This is a genomic window from Streptomyces sp. NRRL B-1347 (genome assembly GCF_000720325.1).
GTDB lineage: Bacteria > Actinomycetota > Actinomycetes > Streptomycetales > Streptomycetaceae > Streptomyces.
The window spans coordinates 30,755-49,869 of sequence record NZ_JOJM01000016.1 but is presented as its reverse complement, the minus strand read 5'-3'; the positions used below and the strand labels follow the sequence as shown (position 1 = coordinate 49,869).

Sequence of the window (19,115 nt, the reverse complement as noted above, 5' to 3'; positions counted from 1 at the left end):
GGCGTCCGCCCTCGCCCCCGGAGGTCCCATGCGCTCGTTCCTCGTCACCTCGGCCGCGCTGCTCGCGCTCGCCGCGTCCGCCGTCCCGTCGGCAGCCGCGTCCGCGGAAGGGCCGCCGCCCGGTGAGCGCGGTCTCTTCCTGACGCTTTCGGGTGATCAGAACACCTGGATGCGCGGGGTGCTGCTGCGCTGTACGCCGGAGCCGTCCGGGCACCACCCGTTCGCCCGGGAGGCCTGCGCGGACCTTGACCAGGCGGGCGGCGACTTCGACGAGCTGCCGCACGACGAACGGATCTGCACCAAGGAGTACGCCCCGGTGACCGTCGGCGCGACCGGCACGTTCTAGGGCCGGCCGGTCGACTGGCACAAGACGTACGGCAACGCGTGCGAGATGGAGGCGTCGACGGGGCACGTGTTCCGCTTCTGACGCTTCGGACCCGTCGGACCCGTCGGACCCGTCGGACACGTCCGACGCATCTGATGCATCAGATGCATCGGATGCTTCTGGCGCTTCTGAGCCGAGGGCCCCGGGCCGCACGTCCTGCCCCGCCGGCCTTCGACCCCGCGGTCCGGCCCCCGGCTCACGTGGGCCGGGAGAAGACCATCGCCACCGTGATCAGGCCGAGCACCACCCAGCCGAACCACAGCCAGCCGTTGCTGCCGAGCGCCACCGTGTAGGCGGTCACCATCACCAGACCGCCGATGGTGAACGCGCCCATCGTCTTCGTAGAACCCGGCATCGCCCTGCCTCCTCACGACAGACGGCTCGGGCGTCCGGTATCCGGGGCACCGAGACCGTGGCCTCGGTGCCATCCTCACCCGTGAGGAGGCCCGGACGCTAGCGCCCGCGCGACGCCAGTGACGCCAGATAGGCGTTGTACGCCTCCAGCTCCTTGTCCCCGTCGCGGTCGGCGGCGCGGTCCTTGCGGCGGCCTTCGCGCTGGTCGGAGCGGTACCACTGGAAGAGCAGGGCGAGCAGCACGAGCACCGAGGGAACCTCGCTGAACGCCCAGGCGATGCCGCCCGCCGCGTTCTGATCGGCGAGCGCTTCGACGCCGAGCGAGGCCGGGGGGTTCTTGTACGTCTCGATCATGGGCTCGGACGCCATCATCAGAGCGATGCCGAAGAACGCGTGGAACGGCATGCCCGCGAAGAGCTCCAGCATGCGCATCAGATGGCCCGGCCGGTGCGGGCCCGGGTCGATGCCCATGATCGGCCAGAAGAAGACCAGGCCGACGGCGAGGAAGTGCACCATCATCCCGATGTGCCCGGCCTTGGAGCCCATGAGGGTGTCGAACAGGGGCGTGAAGTACAGCGCGTACAGGCTCGCGATGAACATCGGGATGGTGAACGCGGGGTGCGTGATGATCCGCACGTACCGGCTGTGCAGCAGCGCGAGCAGCAGCTCGCGCGGCCCCTTGCGGCCCCGGCCCGCGACCGGCAGCGCCCGCAGCGCGAGCGTGATCGGCGCGCCGAGCAGCAGCAGGATCGGCGACAGCATGCTGATGATCATGTGCTGCACCATGTGCACGCTGAACAGGACCATGCCGTAGTCGTTCAGCTTGGTGCACATCACGAGCAGGATCGTGAGGACTCCCGCGACGAACGACACCGTGCGGCTGACGGGCCACTTGTCGCCGCGCCGCACCAGGCGGACGACGCCCCAGCCGTAGAGGCCGAGCGCCACCAGGCAGCTGATGAGGAAGAAGGGGTCGATCGAGAGCTCGAGTCCGCGTGCCAGCGTGAACGGCGGCAGATCCATGTTCATTCCATGGTCCATGCCATGCATGCCGTGCCCGCCGTGATCCATCCGCTGGCTCCTGTTTCGTGCAGATTGTGTGCTGTGTGTCCGCACCAGAGTAGAACCGCCCCCGTTCGCGCTCGCGACCGGGGGCGGATTCAGGACCCCGGTGACTCCCGCGGGGCCGGGCGGTGGCCTAGAGCACGCACTCCGCTTCCTCGTACCGCTGCTCGGGCACGGTCTTGAGCGTCTCCACGGCCTCGGCGAGGGACACCATCACGATGTCGGTGCCGCGCAGCGCGGTCATCCGCCCGAACTCGCCGCGGTGCACGGCCTCCACCGCGTGCCAGCCGAAGCGGGTGGCGAGCACGCGGTCGTACGCCGTGGGGGTGCCGCCGCGCTGGACGTGGCCGAGGATCACCGGCCGTGCCTCCTTGCCGAGGCGCTGCTCCAGTTCGAGGGAGAGCTGCCGGGCGATGCCCGCGAACCGCTCGTGGCCGTAGACGTCCTTGCCGCCCTCGTCGAACTCCATGGTGCCCGGGCGCGGCTTGGCGCCCTCCGCGGCCACCACGATGGCGAACTTCTTGCCCGCCTCGAACCGCTCGCCGACCTTCTTCGTCAACTCCTCGATGTCGAAGGGCCGCTCCGGCACGACGACGGCGTGCGCGCCCGCCGCCATGCCCGAGTGCAGCGCGATCCAGCCGGTGTGGCGGCCCATGACCTCGACGATCAGGACGCGCTGGTGCGACTCGGCGGTGGTCTTGAGGCGGTCGAGGGCCTCGGTCGCGACGCCGACGGCGGTGTCGAAGCCGAACGTCACATCGGTGACCGCGATGTCGTTGTCGATGGTCTTGGGTACGCCGACGATCGGCAGGCCCGCGTCGGAGAGCAGCCGGGCGGCCTTCAGGGTGCCCTCGCCGCCGATCGGGACGATCGCGTCGAGGCCGAGCTCGGCGACGTGCCCCTTGGCGCGCTCGACGCCGTCACGCAGATGGGCGGGCTGCACCCGGGAGGAGCCGAGGATGGTGCCGCCGCGCGCCAGGATGCCGCCGACGGCGTCCAGGTCGAGCTTGCGGTAGTCGCATTCGAGGAGGCCCTTCCAGCCGTCGTGGAAGCCGATGACCTCGTCGCCGTGGTCGACGACGGCACGGTGCACGACGGAGCGGATGACGGCATTGAGACCGGGGCAGTCGCCGCCGGAGGTCAGGACACCAAGTCGCATGGTGCGAAACCCTTTGCAATCGGGCGGTGACCGGACCCCGTCGTCCGGCTGGATCCCGACCACCCTACCGGCGCACCGCCCGCCCCCGCAGGCATCGCCCACCCACTGGACACACGAACCCACTGGACACACGAACGCCGGACGGGCTGGACATGTCCAGCCCGTCCGGCGTTCGAGGACGAGCGCGCAGTGCGAGGAACGGTTTCCCCTGCCGGGAGGCCCGTCGCTAGGCGGGCTGCTGCGCGGAGGCGATCCGCTCCGCGCGCAGCGCCTCGTACCACCGGTCGTCGGTGGGCGGCAGCGCGTTCACGTCGAGCGCCAGCTTCAGGAGCAGGTCGGCGATCAGCGGGTTGCGGGCCAGGACGGGGCCGTGCATGTACGTGCCGAAGACGGTGCCGTTGTAGGCGCCTTCGGTGCCGTCGCCCGTGCCGTTGCCCTTGCCGAGGCGGACGCGGGCGAAGGGGCGGGCGTTCGGGCCGACGTGCGTGACGCCCTGGTGGTTCTCGAAGCCGGTGAGCTCAGGCAGGCCGAGCTGCGGGTCGATGTCCCCGAGGACGTCGCCGACGCAGCGCTCGCCCTCGCCGCGCACGGAGACCACGTCGAGCAGGCCGAGGCCGGGCTCGCGCTGGCCCAGGTCGTTGATGAACTCGTTGCCCAGGATCTGGTAGCCGGCGCAGACCGAGAAGACGATGGCGCCGTTGCCCACGGCCCGCTGGAGGCCGCCGTCGCGGCGCAGGCGCTCGGCCGCGAGCCGCTGCGGCCGGTCCTCACCGCCGCCGATGAGGTAGATGTCGCCGGAGGTGGGCACCGGCTGGTCGCTGCGTACGTCGTAGCGCTCGACCTGGAGGCCGCGCTGGTGGGCGCGGCGCTCCACGACCAGGGCATTGCCCTGGTCGCCGTACGTGGACAGCAGGTCCGGGTAGACCCAGACCAGACGGAGGCTGTTGTCGCTCATGCTCATTGGTCCTCAGTGACGGTCGGGGCGCGGTCAGTTGCCCACGCGGCGGCGCAGGTCCTGGAAGGCGGTGTAGTTCGCGATGGTCTCGATGCGGCCGGGCGGGGCCAGCTGCACGGCCTCGTCGAGGGTCTCGCAGACGCGGAAGTCGAGGTTCGCGACTTCCAGGCGGACGGCGAGGTCCAGCTTGCGGTCGCCGAGCACGAAGATCGGGTGACCGGCGAGGCGGGTGTAGTCGACGTCCCACAGCCAGGAGGTGTCGGTGCCGTCGGCGCCGCGCGCGTTCACCGAGAGGATCACCGGGGCCGGGGGGCCGTCGATGAGCGAAAACGTTTCGAGCCAGCCCGCCGGGTTCTTCGCGAGCAGCAGGCGCAGGTCGCGGCCCTGGAACTGGACCACGTCGTACCGGCCCGCGACGGCCTGCACCTGGTACATCCGCTCCAGGGCGACCTGCGGCGGCACGCCGAAGACGGCGGCGACGGCCGCGGACGAGGTGGCGTTGGCCTTGTTGGCCCGGCCGGGGAGCTGGAGGTGGATCGGCCAGGCCGAGCCGTGCGGGTCCAGGACGTGGTCGCCGGACAGGGCCCAGCTGGGCGTCGGGCGGCGGAAGCCGCACTCGCCGCAGTACCAGTCGTCGCCGGGGCGCTGCATGACGCCGCCGCAGGCCGGGCACGACCAGGCGTCGTCCTTCCAGGCCTGGCCCGCGGCCACCCACACCACGTTCGGCGAGGAGGAGGCGGCCCAGACGACCAGCGGGTCGTCGGCGTTGGCGATGATGACGGCCTTGGTGCCGGCCAGGCCCTCGCGCCACTTCTCGGCGAGCATGCGGGTCTCGGCGGCGCGGTCGAGCTGGTCGCGCGACAGGTTCAGGAGCGCGATCGCCTTGGGGTCGACGTCGCGGGCGACGCCCGCCAGGTACTTCTCGTCGACCTCGATCACGCCGAACTTGGCGTCCGAGCCGCCCGCGAGGGCGGAGGTGATGCCCGCGGGCATGTTCGCGCCGAGGGCGTTGGACACGACCGGGCCGCTGGCGCGCAGGGCCTCGGCGATCAGGCGCGTCGTGGTCGTCTTGCCGTTCGTGGCCGAGACGAGGACCACGTCCAGGTGGTTCGCGAGCCGGCCGAGGAGCTCCGGGTCGAGTCTGAGCGCGACCTTGCCGCCGATCACCGAACCGCTGCCGCGGCCCGCCGCGCGCGACACCGCCGCGGCCGCCTTGCCCGCCGTCACGGCCAGCTTGGCGCGTGCCGACAGCGACTCTGAGCTGCCAGGGTGTCCTGCCATCGTTCTGGGTCCTCCTTGCGTACGGCGCCGCGCCTGCCCGGCATCGTGTCGGTCCAGCCTATCGAGATCGACTGACAAGCCCGAATCGCACCACCACCCGGCGCCACTGCTGTCCCCTGGACCGTACTCTTGCGGCCATGCGACACGGCTCGATCCCGGGCGCCTCAGGGCGCGTACGACCCCTGACCCTGCTCGGTGACCCCGTGCTGCACACCCCCTGCGCGGAGGTGACGGACTTCGGGCCCCAACTGGCCGCGCTCGTCGAGGACATGTTCGCGACGATGTACGCGGCCCGGGGCGTCGGCCTCGCCGCCAACCAGGTCGGCGTGGGCCTCCAGGTGTTCGTGTACGACTGCCCGGACGACGAGGACGTGCGCCACCTCGGGCACGTGGTGAACCCGCGCGTGGTGGATCTCGACGGCGTGACCGTGCGCGGCCCCGAGGGCTGTCTCTCGCTGCCGGGCCTGGAGGCTGCGACGCCGCGCTTCGACCACACGGTCGTCGAGGGCGTGACGGCGACGGGGGAGCCGGTGCGGGTGCACGGCACCGGATTCTTCGCGCGCTGCCTCCAGCACGAGAGCGACCACCTGACAGGTGGGGTGTACGTCGATCATGTCACCGGGTGGCGCCGTCGCCGCGTCCTGCGCCAAGTGGCGCGAGCCGACTGGAGCTGATGCCGGTCCAGGGGCCGCGCCCCTGGACCCCCGCCACTTACGGCTGGGGCCGCGCCCCTTTCCCCGCTCCGTTGGCGCTGCGCGCCTCGTCCTCAAACGCCGGACGGGCTCGATGTCAGAAGCCCGGCCCGCCCACCCGGTTGCCCGCGGCGGCGAGGCGGCCCCACAGCAGGTCCGCGAGGCTGCGCACCAACTGGGCGCGGGAGCAGGGGCGTTCGCCCAGCCACCAGTCGCCCGCCGCGTGCATCATGCCGACGATGCCGTGGCCCCACACGCGCGCGAGCTCCGCGCTCTCCGGGCCGAGGTCGACGCGCTCCTCGATGACCTCGGCGAGCTCCTCGCCCAGGCGCCGCAGCAGCGGAGCGGAGTGCAGGCCGACGTCGAAGCCCTCGGCGCTCGCCTCGCCGGACGGCACGGCTTCCGACGGATGCATGAGGAAGCGGTAGACCTGCGGCCGGGCCTCGATCGCCGCGAGGTAGGTGTCGAGCGTGGACTCCACCCGCTCCCTGCGCTCGGCGGGGGCGTCGAGGGCCGCGCGCAGCGAGGCGAGCAGCGCGTCCGTGTGCCGCTTGGCGAGCGCCGCGTAGAGGCCGCCCTTGTCGCCGAAGTGGCGGTACAGGATGGGCTTGGTGATGCCCGCCTCGGCTGCGATGGCGTTCATCGAGGCGCCGGGCCCGTCGCGGAGCACGACGCGGTCGGCCGCCTCAAGGAGTTCGCGCCGTCGTTGCTCGGCGGACCGCTGCTGATCGGTCCGCTGCGTGGTCTCCATGTGGTGTTCTCCGCCCGTGCGATTCCTGACGCAACGCGCAACGTAACACCCGGAAGCCTTGGAGCATCGAACGGGCTGCCGGGAGTTGACAGGGGCTACCGGCCAGTAACAGACTCCAGTTACCGCAAGTAACGTAGCACGGGTTCGTAGCCGGGAGGGGTCATGGCCGAGTTCACCATGGAGCTCAACGACGAGCAGAAGGAGGTCAAGGACTGGCTCCACGGGTTCGCCGCCGACGTGATCCGTCCGGCGGCCGCCGAGTGGGACGAGCGCGAGGAGACGCCCTGGCCGGTCATCCAGGAGGCCGCGAAGGTCGGCATCTACTCCCTGGACTTCTACGCCCAGCAGTACTTCGACCCCACCGGGCTCGGCATACCCATGGCGATGGAGGAGCTGTTCTGGGGCGACGCGGGCATCGCCCTGTCCATCGTCGGCACCGGCCTCGCCGCCGTGGGCGTCCTCGCCAACGGCACCGAGGACCAGATCGGCACCTGGATCCCGCAGATGTACGGCGACGTCGACGACGTGAAGGTCGCCGCCTTCTGCTCGTCCGAGCCGGACGCGGGCTCCGACGTGGCCTCGATGCGCACCCGCGCGGTCTACGACGAGGCCAAGGACGAGTGGGTCCTCAACGGCACCAAGACCTGGGCGACCAACGGCGGCATCGCCAACGTCCACGTCGTCGTCGCCGTGGTCGACCCCGACCTCGGCTCCAAGGGGCACGCCTCCTTCATCGTGCCGCCGGGCACGCCGGGCCTGTCCCAGGGCCAGAAGTTCAAGAAGCACGGCATCCGCGCCTCGCACACCGCCGAGGTCGTCCTGGAGAACGCGCGCGTGCCCGGCTCCTGTCTGCTCGGCGGCAAGGAGAAGCTCGACGAGCGGCTCGCCCGCGCGCGGGAGCGCGCGAAGAGCGGCGGCGAGCGCGTGAAGAACGCGGCCATGGCCACCTTCGAGGCCTCGCGCCCGGCCGTCGGCGCGATGGCGGTGGGCACCGCACGCGCCGCGTACGAGGAGGCGCTGGAGTACGCGAAGACGCGCGAGCAGTTCGGCCGCCCGATCATCGACAACCAGGGCGTCGCCTTCCAGCTCGCCGACATGCGCACGCAGATCGACGCGGCCCGGCTCCTGGTGTGGCGCGCCTCCTGGATGGCGGTCACGGGCAAGAAGTTCGAGAGCGCCGAGGGCTCCATGTCGAAGCTGTACGCCAGCGAGACCGCCAAGAAGGTCACCGCGCAGGCGATCCAGATCCTCGGCGGCAACGGCTACACGCGCGAGTACCCGGTGGAGCGCATGCACCGGGACGCCGCGATCTACACGATCTTCGAGGGGACGAGTGAGATCCAGCGCCTGGTGATCGCGCGCACCCTGTCGGGGCTGCCGATCCGCTGACGCGGGCGGAGGGCGGGACGGAGGGGGCGGCGCGCTGCCGCCCCCTTTGGTGCGCTGCTGCCCTCTTCGGCGCGCGGAGGCCGCCGCGCCGAGCAGTGGCCGAGGGTGTTCGAGGGGCGGCACGCCCCCTGGTTGGCGTCATGTGCATGCCCTTACGGTGACCCCGTCGCCGTCCTGCCAAGGAGTGCCCATGCGCATACGACCCTTGACCTGGCTGATTCCCGCTCTCGCCACCGCCGCCGCGGTCACCGCCACCACGCTCGCCCTGCCACGGGGCGGGGAGCGCGCGCCGGACGACGCCCGCGCCGCTGCCGCTGCCGACGCCCGGCCCGCGGGCAAGGCCAGGCCCGACGCCCGGAACGTGGTGCTCGCCGTGCACGGCGGCGCCGGTACCGCCCTCGACCGGGACAAGACCACGCCGGAGCGCGAGAAGGCGTACCGCGACGGTCTGACCGAGGCCCTCAGAGCCGGGCAGAAGGTGCTCGACAAGGGCGGCTCCAGTGTGGACGCCGTCCAGGAGGCGGTCACGGAGCTGGAGGACGACCCGCTGTTCAACGCGGGCAAGGGCGCGGTCTTCACCGCCGACGCGGGCCACGAGCTGGACGCGTCGATCATGCGCGGCTCGGACCTCAAGGCCGGTGCCGTGGCGGGCGTGAAGAGCCTGCGCAACCCCATCGAGGGCGCCCGGGCCGTCATGGACAAGTCGAAGCACGTGCTGCTCGCGGGCGAGGGCGCCGACGACTTCGGCGCCCGGCACGGGCTGCGGACCGTCACCCAGGACTACTACTGGACACAGGCCCGCTGGGACGCCCTGATGGCCGCCAAGGCGGCAGAGAAGGGCGACAAGAAGGCCGCGGACTCCCCGGCCTCCCTCGCCGACGCGCAGTCCAAGGGCACGGTCGGCGCGGTCGCCGTGGACGAGCGGCGCGACCTGGCGGCGGCGACCTCGACCGGCGGCCTGACCAACAAGCTCCCCGGCCGCGTCGGCGACTCGCCCCTGATCGGCGCGGGCACGTACGCGAAGAACGGCACGGTCGCCGCGAGCGCCACCGGCGCGGGCGAGGTGTTCATCCGGGGCGGGGCCACCGCGACCCTCTCGAACCTCATGGAGTTCAAGGGCGTGGGCGTGGCGAAGGCCGCGTACGAGGTGATCGTCAAGCGGCTTCCGGCCCTCGGCGGCGACGGCGGGGTGATCGCGCTCGCGCCCGACGGCACGTTCGACGCGCCGCACAGCAGCCCCGGCATGCTGCACGGCTATCTGACCGAGGACGGCAACGTGGTCACGAAGATCTTCCCGGACGAGACGCCGCCGAACAGCTGAGCCGTCCGGACCTTCACGAGATAGGCAGGCAGCCTTGCAAGTTTGCCTGCCTATCTCGTACGGTCCCTTCATGACCGACACGCCAGGAAGCGCGGCTGGACCCGGGCCCGAGGGGATCGCCGCCGATCTCACCGTCGCCGTCCGGCACGTCGTGCGCAGGCTGCGCACCCAGACGCCGGAGACCGGCCTGACGGCCTCGCAGCGGTCCGCGCTCGCCCTGCTCGCGGAGGCGCCCGCCACCACGGCGGCGCTGGCCCGCGCCGAGCACGTGCGGCCCCAGTCCATGCGCCTGACCGTCGGCGCGCTGGAGGCCGAGGGCCTGGTCGAGCGCGCGCCGGACCCGGACGACGGGCGCCAGTCCGTGGTGTCGGTGACCGAGGACGGCCGCCGGGTGCTCGCCGAGGCGCGGGACGCCAAGCGGAACTGGCTCGCGGCGGCCATCGCGGACCGGCTCGACGAGCACGAGCGACGGCAGCTGGCCGACGCCGTCGTGCTCCTGGAGCGACTGGTCCGCCCGTGACGCTCCGCGCCCCCCAGCCCGGCGTCGTCCGGAGCGGGGCGGGCGCCCACCCCCGTACGAGAAAGGCACCCCCATGACCGCCACCACGCTCGACCCGAAGACCGCCCTTGTCCTCGTCGACCTGCAGAAGGGCATCACCGCCCTGCCCACGCTCCACCCGGCCGACCGGATCGTCGAGCGCGGGGCCCGGCTCGCCGCCGCCTTCCGGGCGCACGGGCTGCCCGTCGTCCTCGTCCGCGTGACCGGCCGGGCGCCCGGCAGGGCCGAGGTCACGCTCGGCGGCGGTGGCGCGACGCCCGCCGACTGGGCGGAGCTGCGGCCCGAACTGGACCGCCAGGACAGCGACATCGTCGTCACCAAGCACCAGTGGGGCGCCTTCCACGGCACCGACCTCGACCTCCAGCTGCGCCGCAGGGGCGTCACCCAGGTCGTCATCGGCGGCATCGCGACGGCGTTCGGCGTGGAGTCCACGGCCCGGGCCGCGCACGAGCACGGCTACCACGTGACGGTGGCCGTGGACGCCGTGACCGACATGGACGAGCAGACCCATCTGGCCGCCGTCGAGAAGGTCTTCCCGCTGCTCGGCGAGACGGACACCGCCGACGCGATCATCAAGCTCCTGGGCTGAACCGAGCCCCCGGCCCGTACACGTACGGCGTGGTCGTGGCCAGCTCGGTGAAGCCGAGCCGGCGCAGGATCGGGCGGCTCTCGCTGGAGGCGTCGACCTGGAGATAGCGCACGCCGCGGGCGGCGGCGATGCGGGCGCGATGGGCGATCAGCGAGCGGTAGACGCCACGGCCGCGCCACTCGGCCACCGTGCCGCCGCCCCACAGGCCCGCGAAGTCCGTGCCGGGCCTGAACTCGATGCGCGCCGAGCTCACCGGCTCGTCCCCGGCCATGGCCACGACCACGGCGAGCGTGTCCGGCGCGGTGGTCAGCTGGTCCAGCACCTGGCGGCCGAGCGCGGCGCCGTCCGAGCCGAAGGCCCGGTCGTGGGCGGCGACCATCAGCCGCACCCCGGCCTCGTCCGTCACCGGGACGAGCTCGATCCCCTCGGGCACGGCGGCGTCGAGCGGCAGCGCGTCGACCTCCGTGACCATCAGGGTCTCGGCGGGCTCGGCCGTGAATCCGGCGTCGAGCAGCCGCTTCGGCAGGTCGGCGGGCAGGTCGTGGGAGTACAGCTTCCACTCGAACTCGCGCCCGAGGCCGCCGAACAGGCGCACCTGCGCGGCGATCGCCGCGTCGGCCGTGTCCTGGTCGAGGTCCGACCACAGCACGCCGTTCCAGTCGTGGGCGGCGCTGCCCACGCGGCGCACGACGCCGTCGGCCCGCTCGACGCGGACGCCCGGCCCGTCCGGGTCCAGGTTCTGCCGGATCTGCTTGTCGTACGCCGCGAGTGCTTCTGTTGAGTCCATTCGGCCACTTCAGCAGGGGGTTCCGCGCCGGACAACCGGATTTCCCGGTGGCGGTCAGCGGTCAGCGGCCAGTGCTCAGTGGCCCGTGCTCAGCGGTCCGCGCGTGGGGCCCGGGCGCGGGACAGCGGGGGCAGGTGCAGGGACTTGGTGATCGCCGCGAGGCGCAGCGCGAGGACGAGGGCGGCCGACGTCACCGTGGTGGTGGTCGGGGACGCGCCCGCGTGGTGCAGCCCGAGGTAGCAGCCCGCGCCCGCGAGCGCGGCGGTCGCGTACACCTCCTCGCGCAGCAGCAGCGGCGGGAACTGCCCGCACAGCACGTCCCGCAGGACCTCGCCGGTCACGCCCGTCAGGACGGCCAGGATGATCACGGCGAGCGGTGTGACGCGCGCGTCGATGGCGGCCTGCGCGCCCATGACGGTCACCACGGCGAGGCCCACCGCGTCCACCACCATCAGCGTGCGCTGCGGCAGCTCGCGGTGGCGCAGGTACAGCATCGTGGTGACGCCCGTGACCGCGATCACGGTCAGCAGGACCCAGTCGTGGGTCCAGTACAGCGGATGGCGGTCCAGGATGAGGTCGCGCAGCGTGCCGCCGGAGATGGAGGCCACGAAGGCGAGGACGAGTCCGCCGAAGGGGTCCATCCGCGCCCGGTGCGCGGCGAGCACGCCGCTGGCGGCGAAGGCGGCGATGCCGACGAGGTACAGCGTGTGCAGCATCAGCGGGCCGCCTCGCGCGCGGCCGGCTGCCGGGCGCCGCCGCGGCCTCTGCGCCGCAGCACCAGGAGCACCGCCGTCGACGCGGCGGCCGTCAGGCCCAGGGCGGTGGCGTCCAGGCGCCAGTCCGAGGCGGCGGACCGCCGCGCGCCGTCGGCGGCGGCCGTCCGCGCCTGCCCCTGCTGCGCGGGTGCCGCCACGGCGACGGCGATCGCCACGGCGGCCGCCGCCACACCGGCGACGGCCACCGCGACGAGCCGCCACCTGGGATTCCACACCGTGTCCATGCTCACCACCGTCCCGGAAGGACCCGGGCCCGCGCCATCGGTCAGGTGGCCGGACCACGGTGGCCGAAAGGACGAGAAGCCCGGGGCCGGTGAGGCGAGCAGCGGCCCCCGCGCCGCTGCTCGGAGGCCTCACCCGTGCCAGCGGCAGCGCAGCGCGGCCGTGGTGAAGCCGGGGCCGTAGGCGACGGTGTAGCCGCGCGCGCCGTCGGCGGGCGGCGCGTTGTGCGTGCGCTCCAGGACGCGCAGCACGCTCACCCCGCCCAGGTTGCCCTCCTCGGCGAGCGTGTCCGTGGAGTGACGCGTGTCAACGGCATCCAGGCCGAGGGCGGCGGCGGTGTCGGAGATGATGCGCGGACTGCCCGGGTGGATGACGGCGAACTCGGCCCGCTGCGGGCCGACCCAGTCGAGGAGCTGCGGAAGGACGTCGTCCGCGGCCGTGAGCGCCTTCCTGGTGGAATCGAAGTGGAACCCGTCGGCGGTGATCCGGCCGCGCTGGCGGTCGATGCTGCCCGGCAGCACGTACTCGTACGAGTCCTCGATCACCAGGCCCGGGCCGAGGGGCTCGCCCGACACGACGGTGGCGCCCGCCGAGTCGCCGAACAGGGCCTTGTAGATCATGGCCTCGATGCCGGTGTCGTTGTGGTGGTAGACGGACGAGATGACCTCCGCGGCGACCACGAGGACCTTGCTGCCCGGCCGGACGGAGACCAGGTCCGCGGCCCGGATCAGGGACTGGGTGCCGCCGGGGCAGGCCAGCGTGGTCAGCGCGATGCGGCGCACGGTGGGACGCAGGCCGAGCCGCTCGATCAGATGGATGTCCAGGTTGGGGACGGACCAGCCCGTGGTGTGCGTGGTGACCACGGCGTCGATGTCGGTCGCGGCGAGCCCGGCCGACGCGAGCGCGGCGGTGGCCGCGCGCTCGGCCATGGCCAGGGCGTCGTCGAAGGCCGCGTTGGCCCGCTCGTGCACATCGGCCGTGCCGGCGACGGTCGGGGAGTCGAGGGGGCGGGTGAAGTAGCGGGTCTGGACTCCGCAATTGCCGATGACCCGCAGGAACGCGCCGAGCCGGGGGTGCTCGGGATGGTGCAGGCGTATGTCGTCGGTGATCTCCGCGGTGGTGACCTTGTGGTCACCGACGACGGTCTGGGGTCTGAGGACATATGCGGACACGAAGGAACTCCCGCCGGGCGCAGGTCGGATGTGGAGGGCATAAGGAAACGTACTGCACCTCGTCGAACGTGCGTCCTGGCGTGGCGGTTCCAGCGCAGGGCCACGGACCTGGGAAGAGCCGCCGCGCGGGCCCGCTCGCGGCCGTCGGACGGAGCGGGCCCGGGTGCGGCGATCAGGTGGTGCCCGGGTGGCGCGCGGGGCGAACGGCGCCGGTGCGCAGCGCGCGGGCGGTGGCCGCCCGCGCGGAGCCGTCAGGTGGCCCGCAGCATCGGTGCCCGCGGGTGGACGCGCTCCCGCCCGGGGTGGAACACCAGGATCATCATCCGGGCGCCCGGAGCGGTCAGCGGCTGGGCGGCGCACATGGTGACCCAGCCCGGCCCCAGCTCCGCGTGGAGCAGGGGCCGCTCGTCGCCGTCGGGGTGCGGGAACGGTTTGTCCGCGCCGTACAGCGGGGCGGCCGTGGGATCGGCGAGGACCTCCTTCTCGATCTGCTGGAGGGTCTCGTCCTCCGGCCGGGTGGCGAGCGCGCCGCGCAGCTGGGGCAGCAGCATGGGGGCCCAGGCGGTGTCCCAGTCGAGGAGGATCTCGCGGGCCGCCGGGCTGAGGACCATCCAGCGCATGATGTTCGGCGGGACCTCGCCGCCGGGGAAGACGGCGGCGCAGGCGTCGTTGTACACGAGCATGTCCCAGGACGCGTCCGCGATGTACGCGATGTGCGAGATGCCGTTGACCGCTTCGCGCCAGACGCCGGGCACCTCCTTGCCCGACGACAGGTGGAGCGGCCCGGGCGGGTCCTGGAGCAGGGCGTAGCGGCACAAGGACACCCACTCCTGTTCGTTCAGCCCGAAGAGGCGGGCCACGTCGCGCAGGAGGGCCGTCGGTGGGTTGGGGTAGTTGCCGGACTCGAGGCGGTGGTACGTACCAAGGGTGCGGTGCAGGAGTTGGTCCACCTGATGCTGGGAGAGCCCCGGAGCCCGTCTGCCCTGCCCCGTCGATCGGACGAAGCCGTGCGATTCGGGGGCGATGAGGGCGCGTCGTTCGCGGAGCAGAGCGCGCAGCGCCGTCTTGTTCATGGTGGGTAATCCCTCTTCGTACACGCCGAGTTGAGCGTCAGCAGTCTAAATATTCGCATCAGCTTTGGGCATAAACATTGCCTGAAGAAAACGATCAGCTCGTGCGGCATCATGGAGTGGGCGGGGCCACCGACCTGCAGGTTTGATCGTCGGTGGGCTCGCGGGCACAACTCAGGGGCATCTTGTTCGGGGAGCATGAAATTGGCTGAAATTCCTCGGCGTCGGATACCCCCTCCGCCTACGGGGTCGTAGTCGGGTAGCGCGCGGGACCGGTTGTTCGTATTCCGATCTGTGTGGTCGGAAACTGAGCAGTGTGTACCTGCGTGGCAGTTACTACCCGGTTCGGTTCCTGGGTTCACTGGCTGCGGCCGGTGCCGTCACTCGCCATTACGTAGCGGCCACGGTACCGGCCGCCCCGTGTTGTTCCGGGCGGCCCTTGTGGCTGGTATTCGCTCAAGAGGCCTGAGTCCGCGTTCGGCCCCGTTGTGTCGCGCCGTCGAGCGCCTTCACCTGATTTTCCGCCGCTGCCAGGATCTCCGTCACCTGTGCGCCGAATCGCACGTCGCAAGCGTGCGGCCGTCCGGCACGTGCCGCCGTCACGAGCGCACTCACCGCTGACTGAAATGCGACGCCCGAATCGCCCCACCCTGTCTCTCCGAAAGCCTCCGGGGACGCCGTCCCGTGCTCGCCGCGGAACTCCAGCGTCACGCCCGCCGCCCGCTCCGGGGCGCGCAGCGTGAGCGTCGCGGTGCTGGACGCGCCGGCCGCGTGCCGCAGGACCAGATGGACCGTGTCCGCCGGTCCCGGAGCCGCCGTCACCGACGTGATCCCGCCGAGCACCGCGGTCAGCACGGACAGCGCGTGCGGCCCCACGTCCCACAGGCCGCCCTTGTCCGCCCGCCACGGGGAGTCGAACGCGCCGGCGCCGTCCGCCGCGTAGAACGAGCTGTACCAGTCGGCGCGCCCGGTGAACCACGGCCCCTCCTGCGCCCGCGCGGCCAGCCAGTCCGCCACGGGCGGGGCGAACCGCAGTGTGAAGAACACCACGGAGGCCACGCCGGCCCGCTCCACCTCCGTGACCAGGGCGCGCGCCGCGGCCGAGGTCGTGGCCACCGGCTTGTCGAGGAGCAGGTGGCGGCCCGCCCGCGCGGCCCGGGCCGCGAGCGGCGCCTGCACGTCCGGCGGCACGGCGAAGGCGACCGCGTCGCTCGCCGCGATGAGCGCGTCCACGTCCTCGTACGCCGTCGTGGCGTGCGCGGCCGCGAGCTCGGCGGCGGCCTCGGGGCGGCGGCCCCACACGCCCGCGAGCTCGGCGTCCGGGTGCGCGGCGAGCACCGGCGCGTGCGTCGCGGTCGCCCACGGACCCGTACCTATCAGGCCCACACGAAATCTGGTCATGGCCGCAGTATGGCGGAGTGGTGCGGGGCACCCCACGGGCCGGGTGGCGGTGACCTCCGGCGGGCGGGGCGGGACGATCTCCGTGCTTACGCAGAGACGGCCCGTGACGACTCTCGGCCATAAGGTACGGACCTTCCGGTGAGGGGTGCTCGGCCGTCGGAGCGTTTCCCGGGGCCGGTGCCGAAGTCCGGCCGGCTATTCGACGTACCGTCAACTCTTGGTGGCTGAATGGCAATTCGGCGCGGCCGGTGAATTGCCATTCACTTGTGCTCGGCGAAGATGACCGAGAATCGCGCACGAACTGTCCCGACTGTCCGGGAGTTTCCCGAAATCCGATGGTGCGGCTGACGGCGGGGCTGTTGCGCCCTGTGCAACCGTCCGTGGCTTGTGGGGCGCCTGCCCCCTACCCTCGGACCCGGCTGCCGTGACCGGGCGGCCGGTGAGGGAAAGTGACGCCATGACCAGCTCCACCCCGGGGCCGCACCGGTACGTGACGGGGCCCGCGCGCCGTGACGCCGAAGCGACCAAGGCCGCCATCACGCGTGCCGCCCGGCACCTGCTCGCGCGGCACGCGCACGCCGACATCACCCTCAGGGCGGTGGCCGAGCGCGCCGGGGTGAGCGCGCCCCTCGTCCTGAAGTACTTCGGCAGCAAGGACGCGCTGTTCGCGCAGATCATGTCCTTCGAGGCGGACGCCGCGGCCATCCTCGACGCGCCCCTGGAGGACCTCGGCCGCCACATGGTCCACCACCTGCTCACCAGCCAGTCCGAGCAGGGCGCCGACCCCATCCTGCGCATCGTCTTCGCGCCGCTGCACCGCGAGCACGGCTATGTGCTGCGCGCCAACTTCCGTACGCAGGTCGTGCGCAGGCTCGGCGAGCGGCTCCCGGGCGCGGACGCGGGGCTGCGCGCCGAGATGGCCGTGGCGATGCTGCTCGGCCTCGGTGTGATGTACGGCATCGCCCGCGGCCCCCATCTGCGGGCGATGGCGATCGCCGAGATCACCGACCGGTACGCGCCCGCGGTGCAGGCCTGTCTGACGCCCGCGTGACCCGGGCCCCCGGCGGCCGCGCCGCCCGATATGCGCACATGTGTTGAGCAAAGCTTTACGGATGGCCGGAAGTTGACGTTCCGGGGGCACTCGCGGCGGTCTGGCGCGCGACAAGGGGCACGTGCGCGTCCGTGGTGACTTCTTGACCTTCGGTCCGATGCGGCCGAAACCCGTGGGTCGGGCGGGTTCGCGGCGTTGCGGGCGCGTTGACCGCGGGCGATCGGCGGCGGAGTCTGGCGATATAGCTGCTAGATACAACTACTTCGGCGGGAGGAACCCCATGTGCGGCATCACCGGCTGGGTCTCGTTCGACCGCGATCTGCGGACCGAGGGCCGGGTCCTGGACGCGATGACGGAGACGATGGCGTGCCGCGGCCCGGACGACCGCGGCACCTGGACGGAGGGCCCCGCGGCGCTCGGCCACCGGCGCCTGGCCATCATCGACCTGCCCGGCGGCCGCCAGCCCATGACCGCGACGACGCCCGGCGGCACGGTGGCGCTCGTGTACTCGGGCGAGACGTACAACTTCACCGAGCTGCGCGCGGAGCTGGCCGGGCTCGGCCACGCCTTCACCACCTCGTCCGACACCGAGGTCGTGCTGCGCGGCTATCTCCAGTGGGGCGAGGAGGTCGCCGAGCGGCTGAACGGGATGTTCGCCTTCGCCGTGTGGGACGGGCCGCGGCAGCGCCTCGTCATGGTGCGCGACCGCATGGGCATCAAGCCCTTCTACTACCGTCCGACGCCCGACGGCGTCCTCTTCGGCTCCGAGCCCAAGGCGATCCTCGCCAACCCGCTGGCCCGGGCCCGCGTGACCGTCGACGGACTCCGTGAGGTGTTCGCCTTCGTGAAGACGCCGGGGCACGCCGTGTGGGACGGCATGCGCGAGGTCGAGCCCGGCACGGTCGTCACCGTGGACCGCCGCGGCATCCGCACCCGCGCCTACTGGCGCCTGGAGACGCGGCCGCACCCGCACGGCCGCGACGAGTCCGTGGCCACCGTCCGCTCCCTGCTCGACGACGTCGTGCGCCGCCAGCTCGTGTCCGACGTGCCGCGCTGCGTGCTGCTCTCCGGCGGACTCGACTCCTCCGCCCTTTCGGCCCTCGCCGCCCACCAGCTCAATGGCGCGGGCGAGACGCTGCGCAGCTTCTCCGTCGACTTCGCGGGGCAGAGCGACGGCTTCGTGGCCGACGAACTGCGGGCGACGCCGGATTCCCCCTACGCGCACGACGTGGCGCGCCTCGCGGGCACCGACCACCGCGACATCGTGCTCGACGCGCAGGCGCTCGCCGACCCCCAGGTACGGGCGAAGATGCTCACCGCGCGCGACATGCCCGTCGGCTTCGGCGACATGGACGCCTCGCTGTACCTGCTGTTCCAGGCGATCCGCGAGCACTCCACGGTCGCCCTGTCCGGCGAGTCGGCGGACGAGGTCTTCGGCGGCTACCTCCAGTTCTTCGACGAGGAGGCGCGGCGCGGCACCACCTTCCCCTGGCTGGTACGGCACGCCGAGACCCTCGGCGACGAGACGGGGCTGCTGCGCCGTGACGTCCTGGACGCCCTGGACCTGCGGTCCTACGTCGGCGACAGCTATGCGGGGGCCGTGGCGGCCGTCGAACGCCTCGACGGCGAGAGCGACCTGGAGTACCGCATGCGCACGATCAGCCATCTGTATCTGACGCGCTTCGTGCGGGTGCTGCTCGACCGCAAGGACCGGGCGAGCATGGCCGTGGGGCTCGAGGTGCGGGTGCCGTTCTGCGACCACCGCCTCGTCGACTACGTCTACAACGCGCCGTGGGCCCTGAAGACCTTCGACGGCAGGGAGAAGTCGCTGCTGCGGGAGGCCGCTGCGGACCGGCTGCCGAAGTCGGTGTACGACCGGGTGAAGAGCCCGTACCCGTCGACGCAGGATCCGAAGTACGCCTTCGCGCTGCAGGAGCACGCCAAGGACCTGCTCGCGCAGCCCGGGCACCCGGTCTTCGACCTCGTCGACCGGGACGCGCTGCGGCGCCTCGCGCACCGCGAGACGCCGCAGATCAGGCAGGCCTCGCGGCGCGGCATGGAGCGCGCCCTCGACCTGGCCGTGTGGCTCGACCTGTACAAGCCGGAGGTCTCGCTGGCCTGAGGACCCGGCCGGGG

20 protein-coding genes are annotated in these 19,115 nt (G+C 72.4%); 8 read left to right on the top strand and 12 right to left on the bottom strand.

What is annotated here, in order from left to right; genetic code table 11:
• Positions 1–28 precede the first annotated feature (28 nt).
• Positions 29–346 (top strand): SSI family serine proteinase inhibitor, encoded by a 318-nt coding sequence (locus tag IG74_RS45915; protein WP_234334343.1) that lies wholly within the window; start codon positions 29–31, stop codon positions 344–346.
• 235 nt (positions 347–581) lie between these two features.
• On the opposite strand, the gene IG74_RS50975 is transcribed toward IG74_RS45915, so the two are convergent.
• From IG74_RS50975 to IG74_RS0116165, 5 genes are all read right to left on the bottom strand, one after another.
• A complete protein-coding gene (locus tag IG74_RS50975) occupies positions 582–740 on the bottom strand; it encodes a hypothetical protein (RefSeq protein WP_037825527.1) in 159 nt (52 codons plus the stop codon).
• Between the two features lie 98 nt (positions 741–838).
• Positions 839–1,810 carry a cytochrome c oxidase assembly protein gene (locus IG74_RS0116180; RefSeq protein WP_030676614.1) on the bottom strand — a complete coding sequence of 324 codons (972 nt, stop codon included), beginning with the start codon at positions 1,808–1,810 and terminating at the stop codon, positions 839–841.
• A gap of 127 nt (positions 1,811–1,937) precedes the next feature.
• Positions 1,938–2,963, bottom strand: a complete 1,026-nt coding sequence (locus IG74_RS0116175; RefSeq protein WP_030676610.1) for a 6-phosphofructokinase — start codon at positions 2,961–2,963, stop codon at positions 1,938–1,940.
• 226 nt (positions 2,964–3,189) lie between these two features.
• The gene (locus IG74_RS0116170) at positions 3,190–3,918 is read right to left on the bottom strand and encodes a type 1 glutamine amidotransferase (protein WP_030676606.1); all 729 of its coding nucleotides are present in this window, start codon (positions 3,916–3,918) and stop codon (positions 3,190–3,192) included.
• 33 nt (positions 3,919–3,951) lie between these two features.
• Positions 3,952–5,199 carry a MurT ligase domain-containing protein gene (locus IG74_RS0116165; RefSeq protein ID WP_030676603.1) on the bottom strand — a complete coding sequence of 416 codons (1,248 nt, stop codon included), beginning with the start codon at positions 5,197–5,199 and terminating at the stop codon, positions 3,952–3,954.
• 137 nt (positions 5,200–5,336) lie between these two features.
• Here IG74_RS0116165 and def point away from each other — a divergent pair, with 137 nt between their 5' ends.
• On the top strand, positions 5,337–5,873 hold the full coding sequence (gene def, locus IG74_RS0116160) for a peptide deformylase (protein ID WP_030676602.1): 537 nt from the start codon (positions 5,337–5,339) through the stop codon (positions 5,871–5,873).
• Between the two features lie 115 nt (positions 5,874–5,988).
• Here def and IG74_RS0116155 read toward each other — a convergent pair whose 3' ends face one another.
• Positions 5,989–6,642 carry a TetR family transcriptional regulator gene (locus tag IG74_RS0116155; protein ID WP_030676599.1) on the bottom strand — a complete coding sequence of 218 codons (654 nt, stop codon included), beginning with the start codon at positions 6,640–6,642 and terminating at the stop codon, positions 5,989–5,991.
• A gap of 162 nt (positions 6,643–6,804) precedes the next feature.
• Here IG74_RS0116155 and IG74_RS0116150 point away from each other — a divergent pair, with 162 nt between their 5' ends.
• The 4 genes from IG74_RS0116150 (at position 6,805) to IG74_RS0116135 (ending at position 10,500) form a co-directional block, all read left to right on the top strand.
• Positions 6,805–8,031: an acyl-CoA dehydrogenase family protein gene (locus IG74_RS0116150; protein ID WP_030676596.1), complete on the top strand. Its 1,227-nt coding sequence runs from the start codon at positions 6,805–6,807 to the stop codon at positions 8,029–8,031.
• 190 nt (positions 8,032–8,221) lie between these two features.
• A complete protein-coding gene (locus IG74_RS0116145) occupies positions 8,222–9,352 on the top strand; it encodes an isoaspartyl peptidase/L-asparaginase family protein (RefSeq protein WP_030676592.1) in 1,131 nt (376 codons plus the stop codon).
• Between the two features lie 70 nt (positions 9,353–9,422).
• A complete protein-coding gene (locus tag IG74_RS0116140; RefSeq protein ID WP_030676587.1) occupies positions 9,423–9,872 on the top strand; it encodes a MarR family winged helix-turn-helix transcriptional regulator in 450 nt (149 codons plus the stop codon).
• A gap of 73 nt (positions 9,873–9,945) precedes the next feature.
• Positions 9,946–10,500 (top strand): isochorismatase family protein, encoded by a 555-nt coding sequence (locus IG74_RS0116135; protein WP_030676583.1) that lies wholly within the window; start codon positions 9,946–9,948, stop codon positions 10,498–10,500.
• Here IG74_RS0116135 and IG74_RS0116130 read toward each other — a convergent pair.
• The 6 genes from IG74_RS0116130 to IG74_RS0116110 form a co-directional block, all read right to left on the bottom strand.
• Positions 10,484–11,287, bottom strand: coding sequence for a GNAT family N-acetyltransferase (locus IG74_RS0116130; protein ID WP_030676579.1), 804 nt, complete (start codon positions 11,285–11,287; stop codon positions 10,484–10,486). The genes IG74_RS0116135 and IG74_RS0116130 overlap by 17 nt on opposite strands.
• A gap of 89 nt (positions 11,288–11,376) precedes the next feature.
• Positions 11,377–12,003: a trimeric intracellular cation channel family protein gene (locus IG74_RS0116125; protein ID WP_037825524.1), complete on the bottom strand. Its 627-nt coding sequence runs from the start codon at positions 12,001–12,003 to the stop codon at positions 11,377–11,379.
• Positions 12,003–12,287: a hypothetical protein gene (locus IG74_RS45905; RefSeq protein WP_037825523.1), complete on the bottom strand. Its 285-nt coding sequence runs from the start codon at positions 12,285–12,287 to the stop codon at positions 12,003–12,005. Before IG74_RS45905 ends, IG74_RS0116125 begins: the two co-directional genes overlap by 1 nt.
• A gap of 129 nt (positions 12,288–12,416) precedes the next feature.
• Positions 12,417–13,457: a polyketide synthase gene (locus IG74_RS0116120; RefSeq protein WP_030676571.1), complete on the bottom strand. Its 1,041-nt coding sequence runs from the start codon at positions 13,455–13,457 to the stop codon at positions 12,417–12,419.
• Positions 13,458–13,708: 251 nt separating this feature from the next.
• Positions 13,709–14,530: a helix-turn-helix domain-containing protein gene (locus IG74_RS0116115; protein ID WP_030676568.1), complete on the bottom strand. Its 822-nt coding sequence runs from the start codon at positions 14,528–14,530 to the stop codon at positions 13,709–13,711.
• Between the two features lie 453 nt (positions 14,531–14,983).
• Entirely contained in the window at positions 14,984–15,928 is a 945-nt protein-coding gene (locus tag IG74_RS0116110) for a Gfo/Idh/MocA family protein (RefSeq protein ID WP_030676565.1), read from the bottom strand.
• Positions 15,929–16,385: 457 nt separating this feature from the next.
• Here IG74_RS0116110 and IG74_RS0116105 point away from each other — a divergent pair, with 457 nt between their 5' ends.
• Both IG74_RS0116105 and asnB read left to right on the top strand, forming a co-directional pair.
• Complete coding sequence (locus tag IG74_RS0116105) at positions 16,386–16,979, top strand: TetR family transcriptional regulator (RefSeq protein WP_030676562.1); 594 nt, start codon at positions 16,386–16,388, stop codon at positions 16,977–16,979.
• Between the two features lie 280 nt (positions 16,980–17,259).
• Positions 17,260–19,101, top strand: a complete 1,842-nt coding sequence (asnB, locus tag IG74_RS0116100) for an asparagine synthase (glutamine-hydrolyzing) (protein ID WP_030676559.1) — start codon at positions 17,260–17,262, stop codon at positions 19,099–19,101.
• The last annotated feature ends 14 nt before the right edge of the window (positions 19,102–19,115 follow it).